The organism is Streptomyces lancefieldiae (assembly GCF_031845825.1).
Lineage (GTDB): Bacteria > Actinomycetota > Actinomycetes > Streptomycetales > Streptomycetaceae > Streptomyces > Streptomyces lancefieldiae.
Map to the genome: position 1 here is coordinate 1 of NZ_JAVRFH010000064.1, position 14,208 is coordinate 14,208.

Below are 14,208 nucleotides of genomic sequence, written 5' to 3' on the forward strand. Positions count from 1 at the left end.
GGCATCCGTGACCTCCCCGGGAACGACGACCCGACAGGCCACCACTCCCACGGAACCACCACCCCTATCCCCGACCAGCGGAAACGCGTCGATCACGTCCGGAAAGACAACAGCTTCTAAGACGTCGGCGGGGTCGGCTACGGTGGCGGGCGCGCGCAGCGAGGAGCGCAACAGCCGTACCCGCAGCAGTTCACCGAGCAGCCTGTCGCGCGCGGTGCGGCTCACGGCGGGGAACTCTGAGGCCAGCTTGTCGGATAACTGGCGGTACCCGATCGGTGATCGGGCCAGGTCGAGTACGAGACGCAGTGCGGGGCTGAGGGCGAGGCGGAACTCGGCGTGGCCCTCGGACGGTACGTGGATGTGCTGGTCGCGCTGATAGGCCAGGGTGTTGACGCAGACCTCGGTGTCGGCCATGCGTGCCGCGTCGCTCTCCCAGGTGCTGAGCATATCCTCGAGCCCGACCGGCTCGGGGCGGGCCACGGACTGGTGCTCGTCGCCGATGCGGAGGGAGATGGCCTGCTCGAAGGCGAGCGGGGCGACGCCGGCGAACAGGCCATAAGGGGTGGAGCGGCGGGCGTAGCGGATCGCGTAGCGGGCGGTGGCCAGCGCCGCCCGGCGCATCCGGCGTGCCTTCGGTGTGCGGCCGTCGATGATGGCCCGCACCTGCTCGGCGAGGTGAGGGCTCGCCTGCGACACGGTCTGGCGGAAGTCGGTGTCGGACCACACCGTGCTCAGCCACGCGCGCCACTCTTCCACGGGCACCGTGGATGACGGCCAGGGCGGCATGGCGGGCTCGGTGGTGTGCACCGCGGCGCGGAGCATGGCCTGTCCCGCGGCCTCGTACAGGCAGGGCCGTTGCCGTGTCATCAGGGCTCTCCTCATCTTGTGAGTGGCGGGCGGGGGCGGGCCGGACGGGACAAGTCCCGTCCGGCCCGCGTTGCCAGGGTGTCCCGGCTTACGAGGTGGTGCAGGCGCTGGGGCAGGAGCTGCCGCAGGTGTCACCCGTGCTGCACATCAGGACCGTCTCGGTCGCCGGCGTGCCCTCGATGAAGGTGATGTCGAGGACGAACGGATCGTCCTCGGTCTTCGCGAGGTTCGCCTGTGCGGGAGCGGTCGGCCTCTCGGCCTGGATGGCGGTCATGCATGCCTCCTAGGAGTGGTGGTGCGGTATGCCGAGGCCCGGTCGGACCCCGGGGTCTGCTACCAGGCGGCGACGGGCGGCGAAGATGCCTGCGTGGTCGCGCGCCGGGGAGTCGGGTTGATGCCGTCAGGCCGTAGCGGCCTGTGCCCGCGGGAGATTCTTGGCGGCCTGGTCCAGCACCCGGGTGAAGTGCTCGGCCTGCTCATCGCCCTCGGCCTCCTCGGCTCGGAGGCCGCCGAACCGCTTCCAGTAACGCTGGCAGACTTCGCTCTCCATCAGTTGCGCGGCGTACCACGGCAGATGTCCGGCGCGGACGAAGCCGAGGCGGTTGCGCAGGCTGAGCATGCAGATGAGCTGGTTGGCCTTCAGCAGCTGCATGTACTCCTCGACGTCCATGTCCTCGGGCGTCCAGAGCTTGGCGAAGTCGGGGGTGGTGGACATTTGAGCCAGCCAGTCGAGCTGGTTGCGGGCGAGAACCGTCTCGTTGCGCTCGGCCTGGTGCCGTGCGTCCTGCCGGAGCCGGACGGCTCCGACCACGGCGGTGGTGAGGGAGATGGCCGCACCGGCAGCCAAGACGGCGGTGGTGAGCTTCATATGTCAACGATCCTTTCGCAGAGCGGAGTCGCGGCCAGCAGGCCGACTGGTGGAGAATCTTGGGGTCGCGTGTTCACGCGGCGGCCCCCGCGAGGACGACGGTCGGGGCTTCATCGGCAGAGCTGTCCGGCGTGTAGCGGCGGCGCACCGCCTTGAGGACGATGGCAAGCGGCGGCAGGCCCACGGTTGCCCTGCGCGCGTCGACGGACTCCGGCGCGCGCAACGGGCACAGCTCGATCCCGTCGACGCTCAACAGGAGCTGGGTGCCGTACTCCTGGTCCTGGCCGGTATTGATGAGGGTGCGGTCGTGCAGGTGTGCCCAGTGGTAGATGAGCGCGTCGTTGGACTGAACCGCTCGTTCCAGCAGTCTGGTGGCGGCGCGCTGGAAGCCTGAGTCGTCGTCGCTGTACAGGGCGATGCGCCAGGCGGCGCGGGCGCCGGAAACGCCAACGAGGCGGTGACCGGGCCAGTCGTGCTCGGCCAGGATGCGGCGCAGCACCTTGGTGTTGGCGTGGTCGGCGTGCCGGCCCTGCCCGAGTTGGACGGCGTCGAGCTGGTCGCGCACGCGCTTGGCCCGGTGCGTGGCCGACGCCTGTGCGCGGGCGATCAGCTCGCGGGCGAGGTCGGGACGTTGTGGCTCGTCGGTTGTCACGCGGTGCTCCGATCGTCCCCTGGCAGATAAGGAGCGTGGGCCTGGCAGCTGATCAGTGCGCTGAGTCCGGGGCGGTGCTCGGCGGTGAGTTCGAGGCGGGCGACGCGGTCCCCCTCTCGTCCTGGGCCGGAACCCCGGACGTCCCAGCCCATGTCGGTGAGCCGACGCAGCAGGGCGGCGATGGGTTCGGCTTGGAGGGCGTGGCGGGCCAGGATTTCGGCCCGTACGAGCGGGAGGCTCTGCCGGGCGGCGAGGTCGGAGGCCCACAGGGTGATCAGCCGGGTGATGTCGTCGGGCTGGTCGGGCAGGGTGTGGACGCGTCCCAGGCGGAGGCTGGGGCCTTCGCCCCAGCTGAGTCCGGGGTCGTGCGCGGGGACCATGCAGGCGAGCAGCCTTCCGTCCTCGAACAGACCGGCCGACTTCGTGTGCGGGTCGCGGAACAGGGCTGGCACGTCGGCTTGAGCGGGCACGGGGAGACCGCGAAGGGTGAGCCAGCGTTGCCGGTCCTGCACGAGAGCAGCGGCTTCCGCACGCTCGGCGTCCGTACGTAACATGCGCACCGCGTATACGGCGCTCGGGTGCTCTGACGCGAACGAGGTAGCAGCCGGAGGCTCCTCGCGGGCCGGGGGAGTGGGGGGCCTTCTCACTGGCTCGCTCCGCTCCGCGCCGCCGGGTCGGTCGGCAGCAGCTTCCAGCCGTGGGCAAGGATCACCAGGTGGGTGGTGTCCCGGGCGCCTGTGTCGGCGAGAAGTTGGTCGAGTGCGGCGCGCTGGTCGGCGGGGGCGAGCTTGGCGGCGACGGCGATGTCGCGGGGGTCGCTGTGCTCGGCGACGGCTCGGAGCAGCAGCAGTTGATCCGGGCTGAGCGTCGGTGCCGGCCTGTCCGCCGTGGGTGAGGCCACCTGTTGGTCGGCGAACAGGCGGTGCACGATCACCGGGGGCTTGCAGCGGGGCGGGCAGTGCAGGCTCTCACGGATGTCGCGGAGGTACTGGCGGACGGTCACGGCCGACAGTCCGGTCTGGGTGGCGATCTCCTGGGCCGTGAGGCCGTTCGCGAGGTGCTGGGCGACGCGCTGCAGGGCCGGCGTCAGGGGTGTGATCGGTGCGCTGGTCGTCACGGGCGGGGTCACGGTGTCTCTCTCGGCTGGGTGGATGGTCACGGGGAGGGGTGCCGCCGGTCCCCGCGGGGGACGGGGGCCGGCGGCACGGGCCCGTGCGCGGCGGTTTGGATTCACGGGGTGCCGCGCACGGGGGCTCATACGGCCGTCGGGTCGGGGCGTGCCCAGGCGGCTTCGGCGGCGAGGCGTTCGGACCACTGGATGGGGTCTTCGTCGAAGGCGGCGTCGGCCAGGCGTATGCGCTGGACTTCGCCGGTTCCGGCCGGTGGGTAGGTGTGCTGGATGTCGCGCCACAGGCGTTGGAGGATGTAGTCGCGGTCGAGTGCGTGGGCGCCGTGCAGTTCCATGGCGTCCTGGGCGGACTGCATGGCCCACTGGTGGCCGAGGTATTTCGAGTTGATCAGGTCGGCGTCGCAGGGCAGGCCCTGGTCGAGGAGGTGCACGGCCTGGTAGGCGAGTATCCGGCCGGCGCGCAGCCGGGCCTCCATGCCGCCGACGCGGTCCCGCAGGACGGGCAGGTCGGACAGAGCGCCCCGGTAGCGGGCACGGGTCTTGAGCCGGCCGGTGGTGGTGTCCACGACCGCTTCGTGGATGCCGAGGCTGACGGCGGCAAGATTGGGACGGCCGTAGAGGATGCTGCTGCTCTGGGCCACGGCCAGTCCCTGGCCGACCTCGCCGACCACGTTGTCCTCGGGGACGCGGACGTGATCGAGGTCGAGGCGGCCGGCGGAGAAGCCGTGCAGACCGAGGCCGGCACGGTGATCGGGGACGGAAAGCCCGGGGCGGTCGGCTTCGACCATGAACGCGGTCAGAGCCTGCGAGGTACTCACTCCGGACCCGGCGGTGCGGGCAACGACGAGGTGGGCTCCGGCGAGGTGACTGTTGCCGATATGGATCTTGCTGCCGGTAATCACCCACTCGTCGCCGACGCGCTCGGCGGTGGTCTCGATGCCGCCGATGTGTCCGCCGGCGAGCGGTTCGGTCACCGCGATCGACAACAGCAGTGAACCGTCCGCGACCCCGGGCAGCCAGCGGCCCTTCTGCTCGTAGGTGGCGAAGTGCAGCAGGGCGCCCACGGGAATCAAGGTGGCCTGCAGGATGGCCGCGGCAGCCGCCGAGACCCGCGCGATGCGGTGGACCAAGACAGTCTTGGCCACCTGTCCGGCGCCCAGCCCGCCGAAGACCGCCGGGACGGTGACGGCGAACCAACCCCGGGCGGCCATCAGGCCGGCGACCTTGCGCTCCACCCTGCCCGGAGCGGCCTCCATCCGCGCGACGCGCGGAGCGACGTGCTCGGCCGCGAAGGCGTCCGCCTCCTGCCACAGCAGGTCGTGGCGGGCGGTGAGGTAGGGACGCAGCGCCGGTGGAGGCGTGGTGGGTGTGGCGGACATGGTCTCCCTCTCCCTGGATGAAGGTCGCAACGCGGAGCGGCCGGGGATCGCCTACGGCTCCCGGGTGGGGGGTTGTGAAACGGCCTAGCGGACGGGGGCGCTGGCGATGTGGTCCATCACCCGCGCACTGGCGTTGATGACGATGTCCCGCAGACGGCGTGCCTCCGCCAGGGGCCGCTTCTCGGGGTCAATGACGCACACCGTGCCCAGCACCGTGCCGCCGTCATGGATCAGCGGTGCGCCGAAGTAGGAGCGGATCCCGACGGCGTCGACCACCGCGTTGCCGCTGAAGCGCGGGGACGCGTGCACGTCGTGCAGCGGGAGGGCCTTCTTGCGCGCCATGACCTCCGGGCACCAGCCGTGGTCGCGGCTCATGGTGCGGCCGACGATCACGAACCCGCTGTCCGCCGGCGGCTGGTGCAGCCCGACGAAGGTCTGCTGCTCCAGGAACAGGTTGACGAAACCGTACAAGAACCCGGCCTGTGTGGCCATGTCGCGGGCCAGGTCGTCGAAGTCCTCATTGGCCACCGGGGGCACGCCCAAGCGGTTGATCAGCTCGTAACGCTGCGCCAGCTCCAGCGACTGCTGGGGCGGCCGGCTGGTGAGGGCGGTGGCGGGAGGGGTGAAAGGACTGCGGACGGTGTCCCGCATGTCGCGGCGCGGCAAGGACCGTGCGGCCGGGGCGGTCTGCGGCGTGCGGTAGGGGTCGCTGGGGTGCTGTGACATCAGGCGTCCTGGAGGGTGGTGGAAGGGACGTGACCAGCGCGGCTGGTGGCGGCGTTGTTCACGGCGTGGTCGACGAGGGTCAGCAGAACGCCGGCGACGTGGTTCGGATCGCGGGCGTCGCAGGTGACCACCGGTACGGCGGAGGGGAGTTCAAGGGCGGTGCGGACCTGCTCGGGGTAGTAACGGTGCGCCCCGTCGAACTGGTTGACGGCGACGACGAAGGGCAGGCCGATGTCTTCGAAGAAGCTGACGGGGGTGAAGCTGCTTTCCAGACGGCGGGTGTCGACCAGGACGACCGCGCCGACGGCACCGCGGGAAAGGTCGTACCAGAGGTCGACGAACCGGTCCTGGCCCGGAGTGCCGAACAGGAACAGCTCCAGAGGCATCGGCGCGTCGGGCAGGCTCAGTCGGCCGAAGTCGAAGGCGACCGTGGTGGTGGTCTTCGCTTCGATGCCCGCCAGGCTGTCGATGTCCGCGCTCGCCTCGGTCAGGCACTCCTCCGTGCTCAGCGGCGTGATCTCGCTGACGGCGCCCACGGCGGTGGTCTTGCCCGCGCCGAAGCCCCCGGCGATCACGATCTTCAGCACGGTCGGAGCACCGGCCCGCGAGTGCGGCCAAACCGTGGTCGGGTCATCCGGCCTGGGGGTAGGCGACGGCATCAGGCCACTTCCTCTTCAAGCCCGTTGAAAGGGCTGCCAGCAGTTGGGTAGATGGACCGGATCCCGCGCCGGTATCGGCATAGGACTGGGTCAGGGGGACCACCAGGGCGTCGGCGTCCAGGAGGTCGGACACGAGCACTTTGACGGCGGTCACGGGCCGGCCGAGTCGGCCCGCCAGCTCGACCACCGACCGTCGGCGCACCCGGCACAGGGCGAGAATCTCCTCACACTCCTCGGCCTGCGCCGGGCCGGGTCTTCCCGGTCCCGCCTCCAGCACGGTTTCCAGACCGAGCAGGTGCCGCGGCTTGGTACGCCCGCGCGTCAGCGTGTAGGTCCGCACGAACGCCGACTCCTCGGCCGCGCGACCGTACGTGGTCACCGGACCTCTCCGCCCGTGCCGACACGGACGGGAATCAGCATGTACGGGGCGAACTTCGCCACGAGCCGACCCATCTCGAAGCCGACGGTGCCCGCGTCGGCGTCTCTGGTGGCGATGACGGAGAGGATCGTGTCCACCTCACCGCGTTCGTTACCGGGGTGGTTGTCGAAGGCCGCGCTGCGCCCGGCGCTCTGGACAAAGAACAGGCAGTCGTCTCGCTCGATGATGACCTGCCGGGCCGGCCTCTTCTTGTGGCTGGGGCCGGTGATGTTCGCCGCGAGGGAGGCAACCCCGCTGAAGGCGGCCGACAGTTCGTCCGCCCAGTCCTTGTCGACGTCGCTGTCCAGCAGCCGCAGTCCGTCGCGCGAGAGCAGGACGGCGTGCGTGACGCCCGGCGTCTCGGAGGCGAACTGACGCAGCAGCCAGACCATGCTGTCCCGCTGTCCACTTGTCGTCGTCGCGGATGCGGGCGTGCCGTCGGTCACGTTGTTCATCGCGGGGTGGGTGCTCACGGGGATCGCTCCAGAAGGGGGAAGGGCCAGTGGGTGTACCTGGCCACCGGGAACGCGGAAGGACGGGTCATGGGGTGGGGTGTTCTGTCGAGGCGGGAGAGGAACCGGCGGTGCCGCCGGCCTTGAGGCCGTTACGGAAGGCGGCTGCCAGCCCGGGCGTCGCCGCGGACACGGGGGCTTGCTCCCGCTCCTGTGGTGGACGGAAAGGTTCCGACCGACGCGTGCGCGTGGGAAGAGCGGGCGCGTCGGCCGAATGACCCGCCGAGGTCGATGCCCCAGCGGCGCCGGGGCGTGCGACCTGCCCCGCCCCCGGGGCGGCAGGAGCCGCGGCCACCTGCTGCGGCTGCCGCCCGGAGCCGCGAGCTTCCTCGGGCGGCAGCGCGCCCGCATCCTCGACCGATGGAATTGCTACCAGGAGCCGTGCCGGTATGACGACCAGGGCGGTGGTGCCTCCCGTCGCGTTCTCCTGCAGGAGGACGGACAGCCCGTGTGACTGGGCGATCTTCGCGGCGACCAGCAGGCCGAGCTGTCCGGCCCGGACTTGGCCGCTGACGTCGACCTCGTCCGGGGCTTTGAGCAGGTGGTTCATCTGTGCCCGCGTCTGCGGGTGCATGGGGATGGCGCGGTCCTCGACCTCGATGGCCAGCCCGTGTGGCACCCGCTGCGCGCGCACCATCACCCGCGTCGCTGGATCCGAGCACTCGCAGGCGTTCTCGATCAGCTCGGCCAGCAGGTGCGTCAGGTCCGGGCCGACATGGCCGGGCAACCCCAGCTCGGCGCCCACGGATCCGGCCGCGACGGCCACCCGTGGATACTGCACGACCTCGGAGACAGCGCCGCGCAGGGCCGTCGTGACAGGAACGGGCCGGCGCACGCTGCGCAGGGACTGTCCGCCCAGGACCGCCGTGCTCTCGACCTGGCGGCGCATCCGCGTCACGAGGTGATCGATCTCGAAGATCTTGGCCAGCAGCTCCGGGTCGTCGGTCAGCATCTCCAGTCGGCTCAGTGCCTGGAGTGCCTTGCTGACCAGGGCGTGCTCGCGCATGGCCAGGCGGCGCAGCACTTCCAGGAGGACGACCGACTGGGACTCGTCGTGCACGCGTATCAGCGACGTGATGGCCTGCGCCTGGAGGGCACTGAGCGCGTTGTCGATCCCGGCGATCGGAGTGGGCGACTGCGCGGTGTGCGGGTCCGGCAATGCTGGACGTTTTCCGCGGCACAGCTCGTCCGCCGACCACTGCACCGACTTCTCTACGGCTGCCGCTCCCCCTGCGACCGCCTTCAGCGCTGCCGCCTGGGAATCCGCCACTGCCGACTGCACGGCGCCGGCGACTGTGCGCGCTCCGCGTGCCGCCACCGCGGCGATCCCCGCCAGTCCGCAGACCAGGCCGGCCAGGACCCAGCCGGGGCCTACGACGGACCCCGACCGGAGAGCGAAGGCGGCGAGCAGCAGCGCGGCAAGGAGCACCAGGGGCAGTGCCACGGCGCGGCGGGCTAGGTAGAACGTGTTCGCGTCGACCGGGGGCCGCCGTCTGCGGTGGCCGGTAGCGGCCGGCCGTGCCGGGAAGGCGCTGCTAGACATGGGAATCCTCGTCAGGGGGTGGGGTGGCTATGCGTGCTGTGGCGTCAGGTCGGCGGTGGACTGGCGCGTGCTGCGGGAGGTCGAGCGGAGCGCCGGAACCGCGACCGAGCCGTGGCGGGGGGACGACTGCGTCGCCATCTGCTGAAGGAGCAGGGCGCTCTGGATCAGGCCCATGTGGCTGAACGCCTGCGGGAAGTTCCCGAGCTGGCGCTGCTGGACGGGGTCGTACTCCTCCGCCAGGAGCCCGAGGTCGTTGCGCAGAGCCAGGAGGCGTTCGAACAAGGCGTGGGCCTCGTCGAGGCGGCCGGTCAGGGCGAGGCCGTCGACGAGCCAGAAGTTGCACAGGAAGAAGGCGCCCTCGTCGCCGGTCAAGCCGTCCACCCCGACGTCCTCACCGCAGGTCGGGTACCGGTACACGAGCCCGTCGTCCGTGGACAGTTCACGACGGACCGCATCCACGGTGCCGATGACGCGCGGGTCGTCGGGCGGCAGGAAGCCGGTGCGGGGGATGAGCAGCGTGGCGGCGTCCAGTTCCTTTGAGCCGTAGGACTGGGTGAAGGTGTTGCGCACCGGGTCGAAGCCCTTGTCACAGACCTCCCGGTGGATCGCCGCCCGCAGCTCGACCAGCGGGGTCACGTCGATGTTGAGGGCGCGGACCTCGGCCAGGCGAATGGTGCGGTCGACCGCCACCCAGGCCATCACCTTGGAATGGACGAAGTGCCGGCGGGCCCCGCGGATCTCCCAGATGCCCTCATCGGGCTCCCGCCAGCGCTGGACCAGATGCTCGATGAGCCGCTGGTGCAGGATCGCGGTGTCGGCGCAGTGGGCGACACCGCTCTGGTGCGCCAGGTACAGGGTGTCGATCACCTCGCCGTACACGTCGAGCTGCAGCTGGCCCGCAGCCCCGTTCCCGACCCGCACCGGCGAAGAGCCTTCGTACCCGGGAAGCCAAGGCAGCTCCCGCTCCCGCAGGTCCCGTTCCCCGGTGATCCCGTACATGATCTGCAGGTTCTCCGGGTCCCCGGCGACGGCCCGCAGGAGCCATCGCCGCCATGCCTGCGCCTCGTGCCGGTACCCGGTCCCCAGCAGCGCAGCCAAGGTGGTGGAAGCATCGCGCAGCCAGGTGAAGCGGTAGTCCCAGTTCCGGTCGCCGCCGATCTCCTCGGGCAGCGACGTGGTCGGCGCCGCGACAATTCCGCCGCTCGGCCCGTAGGTCATGGCTTTCAGCGCGATCGAGGACCGGACCACAGCCTCGCGGTAAGGCCCGTCGTAAGTGCACTCCTGCACCCAGTCCTGCCAGAAGGCGAGCGTCTCGGCGAGCGCGGCCTCCGGGGCGGGAACGTCGGGCGCGGCTGCGTGGGACGGGCACCAGCTGAGCACGAATGTCACGGTCTGCTCGGCGCCGATGGTGAAGGTGCTGACGACGACGCTGTCCTTCTCCACCTGCGGGACGCAGGTGTCGAGCCACAGAGCGTCCGCGCCGGCCTCCGCGACCATGCGGCCCTCGACCTCGTGGATCCACGGGCTGACGCTGCCGTATCCGGGCCGAGGTCGCATGGCCGAGACCATCTCCACCGCGCCGTGCAGGCCCTCCACGATCCGGATCACCTGCGGGGCACCGTCGCGCGGCGGCATGAAGTCCAGGACCCGGACCGAACCAGTCGCGGTGTGCCACAGTGATTCGAGAACGAGCGAGTCACCGTGGTACCGGTGCTCAGCCGCTCTTCCGGAGCTGGACCGGCCTGCGGACGAGGCGGGGGCGATCTGCCAGGTGCCGTGCTTCTGTGTGCCGAGCAGGCCGGCGAAGACGGCCGGCGAGTCGAAGCGGGGCAGGCACAACCAGTCCATCGAACCGTCGTCGCAGACATGGGCACTGGTCTGCATGTCGCCGATCAGGCCGTACTGCTCGATACGCGGAAGGCGTTTCATCGTGTGTGGATCTCCGTTAAGCCCCGCTGGTCCGCGGGAGGCGTCAGGGCCGCCGAAGCGGCAGGGGACGGGCAGTGAGTCCAAGGAGTCGGCGGTCACGGGGATGAGGGGGGCTCGGTCGGAGGTGGCGTGGAGCTCCTGTCTGCTGAATCAAGGCCAGCCGCGCGAGTGCCGCGGCACATCAGCCACGCCGTCGGGAGGAGGATCAGGCCGATGAGGACGGCTCCGGTGTGGGTCATGTCCGAGGCACCGAAGCGGCCCACACCAGGCAGGCGAGAGCGAGAGCGAAGACCGCACCGCGCAGGACGTGGGGCTGCGGCTTCCGCCACTCCCATCTCCGCGCCGGCGGCGTCGTTCCCATGCCGTCCTGCTGCACCTTCGCGACGAGTTCCTGGGTCGCTGCGGCCAGTTTGACCAGGTGCACCCGGCTGGGCAGAAAGCCCTCCGGGAGGCCGTCCGAGCACAGTTGCTGCGCACGGAGCAGGGTCGGCTCTTGCGAAGAGGTCAGGGCTCCGAGCTGGGTGATGTGCCCGCGCAGCCGCAGTGCGAGGTCCTCCACATCTGCGGCAGTCTCGGGTAACGGCGAGTCCTCGCCCAGCACGAATGTCACCGTCTCCGTTGCGGACACCACCTGGTCACGCCGCACACTCGGCTCACCGAGAGCTTGCTGGTTCTGACCACTGCGTTGGCGGGACGCCCGGCGAGGGGACAGCGACAGACGCATGACACAACTCCTGTGAAGATCAAGCCAAGTTGAGTGAGAAACGCCGTGCACTGCAGTGGGCCGATGTGCAAGCTTGGTAATCCGGCCGCTACGTTGAGCGAACCGCGAATCCCCTCTGGGGGGTATGCCTGCGCGGCGCTCAAGGCCGTCAAAGGCGTCAAAGATCATTACGGAACCGAAGGGCAGTCCATGGCCCGTGAGCGAAACGTCGCCCTCGCCGCACTCCTGCGCGAAGCGGGCTGGTCCCAGCCCCAAGCAGCCGCCGCAGTCGCTCGCGTTGCCGCGGAGAGCGGTGCACGCGAGCTGGAAGCCGTTTCCCGCTCGCACATCGCCATGTGGGTCCAGGGCACGAAGCCCAGTGGACAAGCGCCTCTTATCCTGCGTGAGACGCTGTCCCGCAGGCTCGGCCGACGTCTCACTCTCGCTGACCTCGGGCTGGAAGACGGGCCGACAGGCTCGACCGACAGTAGTTCCGACTGGAGCGTCGACCCTCTGACCGTGTTGGCCGAGTTGGGAAGCGACGATCTGGACATGCACCGACGCAAGCTGCTGGCGACCGCTGCGTACTCGGCCGCCGGCCTCGCCTTGCCCACTGCCTCGTGGTGGGCAGCTGCCCCCGCCGCGGCGGCGAAGCGGCCGGCGGTCTCCCCGCGGCCGGTGACCCAGGCCGACATCGACGATGTCCGGGGCTTGACGACTTTCTACTCCGCGCGAGACCAGCAGCGCGGCGGAGCCTCCGGCCGCTCGGCCCTGGCCGGCCACCTTCGCGACGAAGCGGTGCCCCTGCTCGGCAGCAGGTTCCGCACGGAACAGCTCCGCCGCGACACGTACTCGGCCGTAGCGGAGATGACCTACCTCGCCGGCTGGATGGCCTTCGACGCCTCTGAACACCGCACCGCCCAGCGCTACCTCACCCTTGCCGCCCGCATCGCGGCCGAAGCTGGCGACGGACCGCTCGGCGGCCACATCCTGCGCGCCCTTGCCCACCAAGCCGTGGACCTCGGACATCCGCGTAGGGCACTCGCCCTGGCCGATGCCTCCATGTCCCGCGACCGCTACGGTCAGGCGAGCCCCCGGGAGAAAGCCCTGTTCGCGATCGTTCACGCGCGAGCCCTGGCGGCCGACGGTGACCATCCCGCAACTCTCGCGGCCATCAGCCGTGCGGAACGGGACCTCGCTCGAGCCGACAACAACGAGGCGCCGGGCCGCGTGGGCTTCTTCCAGGAAGCCTCCCTTGCCCACGAGACGGCCTGTGCCCTGCGCGATCTGGGGCAGCCGCTCGACGCAGAAATCCACTTCAAACGCAGCGTCGCCACCCGCCGCCGCCAGCAGTACGCCCGCACCCACAGCGTGACCCTCGGCTACCTCGGCGCCGTACAGGTGCAGCAGGGCCACGTCGACGAGGCGTGCGCGACCTGGAGCCGCGCTCTGGACGCCATGACCGGCGTGCAGTCCGGACGGGCCCGGGACGTCATCGTCCGCATGCGGAGTGACCTGTCTCCCGTGCGCGGCCGCGGCGGCCGTCACATCGCGGAGCTCGACCGCCGCGCCCGGGAGATGCTGCGAGCCATAAGCTGACACCCGATCACGTCGGCGTCCTGCTGCGAGGCGTCCGGCCGTGCCGGTAGGGAGAGGGATGGAGAGGGAAGAACAGTGCCCAGCTACGAGGTCAGCTCGATCGCCACGGTCGTCGGAGGTCACACCCAGGTCCTGGACGACTACCAGGGCGGCGTCCGCTCGATCATCCGGCTCAACGACGAGTACCCGCTGGAGACCCTCCAGGGCATCGGGGAGTTTTCGCACCTCACCGTGGTTTGGCGCTTCCACCGGGCGCGCCCCGAAGACGTGCAGTTGCACGCCCGCAGCCCGCGCGGCGACGCCCGATGGCCGGCGACCGGCACCTTCGTGCACCGCAACCACCGCCGCCCCAACCAACTCGCGATCAGCTTCCCGCGCCTGGTCGACCTCGACGGCCGGGACCTTCACGTCACCGACCTCGACGCGGTCGACGGCACTCCCGTGTTGGACCTCGCCCCGTACTTCCAGCAGATGGGCCCACGAGGCCCGATCCGCCAGCCGGCCTGGCCCGGTGAGATGCTCGCCCCGACCTACTGGAGCGACGCCAGCGAGCGCCCGTAGTTGTGTGGAGAGCAGCGGGGCATCCTTCAGACGGCCACTCGGCTCGTCGAGCACGCACGGCGTGAAGACTCCCGGTGTCACAGGAAGTCGGCGGGTTCGGAGGTTTTTCGATGACATGGGTTGTCACGCCGATCGAGAGAGGAGCCCAGTGGGCTCCGGGCAACGGAAGACGGCCCACACGCCCTTGCCGGTGACCCCTTGGGCGTTTTCTCGCGGCGCTGCCGTCCAGTAGTCGGCCACCGCGTCGACGAGCTTCAGACCACGGCCACAAGTGGCATGCGGGGCAGGCCGAACGGCCGCCACGGACGTCTCGTTAGAGTTGTCAGTGACCAGAACACCCAGCGCTCTGCCCGGCTTGAGGGCCAGCGTGATACCGACGTGCTCGCTGTCGTCCGCCGGCCGGGTCCGGCCGTGCAGCACCGCGTTGGTGACCAGCTCGCTGACAGCCAGTACCACCCCGTCGGTGAAGTCCCCCGCCTGGGGAAAGTGCCAGCCGAAGAGCTGCTGCCGGACGAAGGACCGCGCGTCGCGAACCGACGCCGGCGTGCTCTCGACCTCGATTGCCGCACGCTCGATTCCCTGACCATCGGCCAGCTCGGCCAGGACCGTGTGATACGGCGAGGACGTCATCGCTCCACCTCCCTGTGGGTCACGAACGCCGCG

General features: G+C 70.4%; 17 protein-coding genes. 2 read left to right on the forward strand and 15 right to left on the reverse strand.

All coding sequences use genetic code 11. The annotated features are described in order from the left end of the window. The 14 genes from RM812_RS35775 to RM812_RS35840 form a co-directional block, all read right to left on the reverse strand. Positions 1-867 (reverse strand): lantibiotic dehydratase (locus RM812_RS35775; protein WP_311582983.1); only part of this gene is annotated, 867 nt, incomplete at its 3' end. Between the two features lie 88 nt (positions 868-955). Next, complete coding sequence (locus tag RM812_RS35780; protein ID WP_311582985.1) at positions 956-1,141, reverse strand: FxLD family lanthipeptide; 186 nt, start codon at positions 1,139-1,141, stop codon at positions 956-958. Positions 1,142-1,267: 126 nt separating this feature from the next. Beyond that, positions 1,268-1,735, reverse strand: coding sequence for a DUF6082 family protein (locus tag RM812_RS35785; protein WP_311582988.1), 468 nt, complete (start codon positions 1,733-1,735; stop codon positions 1,268-1,270). Positions 1,736-1,808: 73 nt separating this feature from the next. After that, the gene (locus RM812_RS35790) at positions 1,809-2,387 is read right to left on the reverse strand and encodes a DUF6624 domain-containing protein (RefSeq protein ID WP_311582992.1); all 579 of its coding nucleotides are present in this window, start codon (positions 2,385-2,387) and stop codon (positions 1,809-1,811) included. Then, complete coding sequence (locus tag RM812_RS35795) at positions 2,384-2,941, reverse strand: hypothetical protein (RefSeq protein ID WP_311582997.1); 558 nt, start codon at positions 2,939-2,941, stop codon at positions 2,384-2,386. The genes RM812_RS35790 and RM812_RS35795 overlap by 4 nt, the downstream gene beginning before the upstream one ends. A gap of 89 nt (positions 2,942-3,030) precedes the next feature. Further along, positions 3,031-3,504 (reverse strand): LuxR C-terminal-related transcriptional regulator, encoded by a 474-nt coding sequence (locus tag RM812_RS35800; RefSeq protein WP_311583002.1) that lies wholly within the window; start codon positions 3,502-3,504, stop codon positions 3,031-3,033. A gap of 137 nt (positions 3,505-3,641) precedes the next feature. Further along, positions 3,642-4,895, reverse strand: a complete 1,254-nt coding sequence (locus RM812_RS35805; protein WP_311583006.1) for an acyl-CoA dehydrogenase family protein — start codon at positions 4,893-4,895, stop codon at positions 3,642-3,644. Between the two features lie 84 nt (positions 4,896-4,979). Next, positions 4,980-5,621, reverse strand: coding sequence for a GAF domain-containing protein (locus tag RM812_RS35810; RefSeq protein WP_311583011.1), 642 nt, complete (start codon positions 5,619-5,621; stop codon positions 4,980-4,982). Next, complete coding sequence (locus tag RM812_RS35815; RefSeq protein WP_311583015.1) at positions 5,621-6,208, reverse strand: GTP-binding protein; 588 nt, start codon at positions 6,206-6,208, stop codon at positions 5,621-5,623. Before RM812_RS35815 ends, RM812_RS35810 begins: the two co-directional genes overlap by 1 nt. A 43-nt stretch (positions 6,209-6,251) precedes the next feature. Next, positions 6,252-6,659 (reverse strand): DUF742 domain-containing protein, encoded by a 408-nt coding sequence (locus RM812_RS35820; protein ID WP_311583019.1) that lies wholly within the window; start codon positions 6,657-6,659, stop codon positions 6,252-6,254. Then, positions 6,656-7,171 (reverse strand): roadblock/LC7 domain-containing protein, encoded by a 516-nt coding sequence (locus RM812_RS35825; protein ID WP_311583022.1) that lies wholly within the window; start codon positions 7,169-7,171, stop codon positions 6,656-6,658. The genes RM812_RS35820 and RM812_RS35825 overlap by 4 nt, the downstream gene beginning before the upstream one ends. Positions 7,172-7,238: 67 nt before the next feature. Then, a complete protein-coding gene (locus RM812_RS35830; protein ID WP_311583026.1) occupies positions 7,239-8,753 on the reverse strand; it encodes a sensor histidine kinase in 1,515 nt (504 codons plus the stop codon). A 27-nt stretch (positions 8,754-8,780) separates the two neighbouring features. Then, complete coding sequence (locus RM812_RS35835; RefSeq protein ID WP_311583031.1) at positions 8,781-10,682, reverse strand: glycoside hydrolase family 15 protein; 1,902 nt, start codon at positions 10,680-10,682, stop codon at positions 8,781-8,783. A gap of 235 nt (positions 10,683-10,917) precedes the next feature. Continuing rightward, positions 10,918-11,292: a DUF6415 family natural product biosynthesis protein gene (locus tag RM812_RS35840; RefSeq protein ID WP_311583035.1), complete on the reverse strand. Its 375-nt coding sequence runs from the start codon at positions 11,290-11,292 to the stop codon at positions 10,918-10,920. 303 nt (positions 11,293-11,595) lie between these two features. Between RM812_RS35840 and RM812_RS35845 the strand changes: the two genes are divergently transcribed. After that, entirely contained in the window at positions 11,596-12,984 is a 1,389-nt protein-coding gene (locus RM812_RS35845) for a tetratricopeptide repeat protein (protein ID WP_311583085.1), read from the forward strand. Between the two features lie 75 nt (positions 12,985-13,059). After that, positions 13,060-13,545 (forward strand): SAM-dependent methyltransferase, encoded by a 486-nt coding sequence (locus RM812_RS35850; RefSeq protein ID WP_121710014.1) that lies wholly within the window; start codon positions 13,060-13,062, stop codon positions 13,543-13,545. 123 nt (positions 13,546-13,668) lie between these two features. On the opposite strand, the gene RM812_RS35855 is transcribed toward RM812_RS35850, so the two are convergent. Then, positions 13,669-14,175, reverse strand: a complete 507-nt coding sequence (locus tag RM812_RS35855) for an ATP-binding protein (protein ID WP_311583042.1) — start codon at positions 14,173-14,175, stop codon at positions 13,669-13,671. Positions 14,176-14,208 lie beyond the last annotated feature (33 nt).

Coding starts and splice junctions, on each gene's coding strand:
- RM812_RS35780 (WP_311582985.1), bottom strand. CDS start 1,141: ATGACCGCCATCCAGGCCGAGAGGCCGACCGCTCCCGCACAGGCGAAC.
- RM812_RS35785 (WP_311582988.1), bottom strand. CDS start 1,735: ATGAAGCTCACCACCGCCGTCTTGGCTGCCGGTGCGGCCATCTCCCTC.
- RM812_RS35795 (WP_311582997.1), bottom strand. CDS start 2,941: ATGTTACGTACGGACGCCGAGCGTGCGGAAGCCGCTGCTCTCGTGCAG.
- RM812_RS35805 (WP_311583006.1), bottom strand. CDS start 4,895: ATGTCCGCCACACCCACCACGCCTCCACCGGCGCTGCGTCCCTACCTC.
- RM812_RS35810 (WP_311583011.1), bottom strand. CDS start 5,621: ATGTCACAGCACCCCAGCGACCCCTACCGCACGCCGCAGACCGCCCCG.
- RM812_RS35830 (WP_311583026.1), bottom strand. CDS start 8,753: ATGTCTAGCAGCGCCTTCCCGGCACGGCCGGCCGCTACCGGCCACCGC.
- RM812_RS35835 (WP_311583031.1), bottom strand. CDS start 10,682: ATGAAACGCCTTCCGCGTATCGAGCAGTACGGCCTGATCGGCGACATG.
- RM812_RS35845 (WP_311583085.1), top strand. CDS start 11,596: ATGGCCCGTGAGCGAAACGTCGCCCTCGCCGCACTCCTGCGCGAAGCG.
- RM812_RS35855 (WP_311583042.1), bottom strand. CDS start 14,175: ATGACGTCCTCGCCGTATCACACGGTCCTGGCCGAGCTGGCCGATGGT.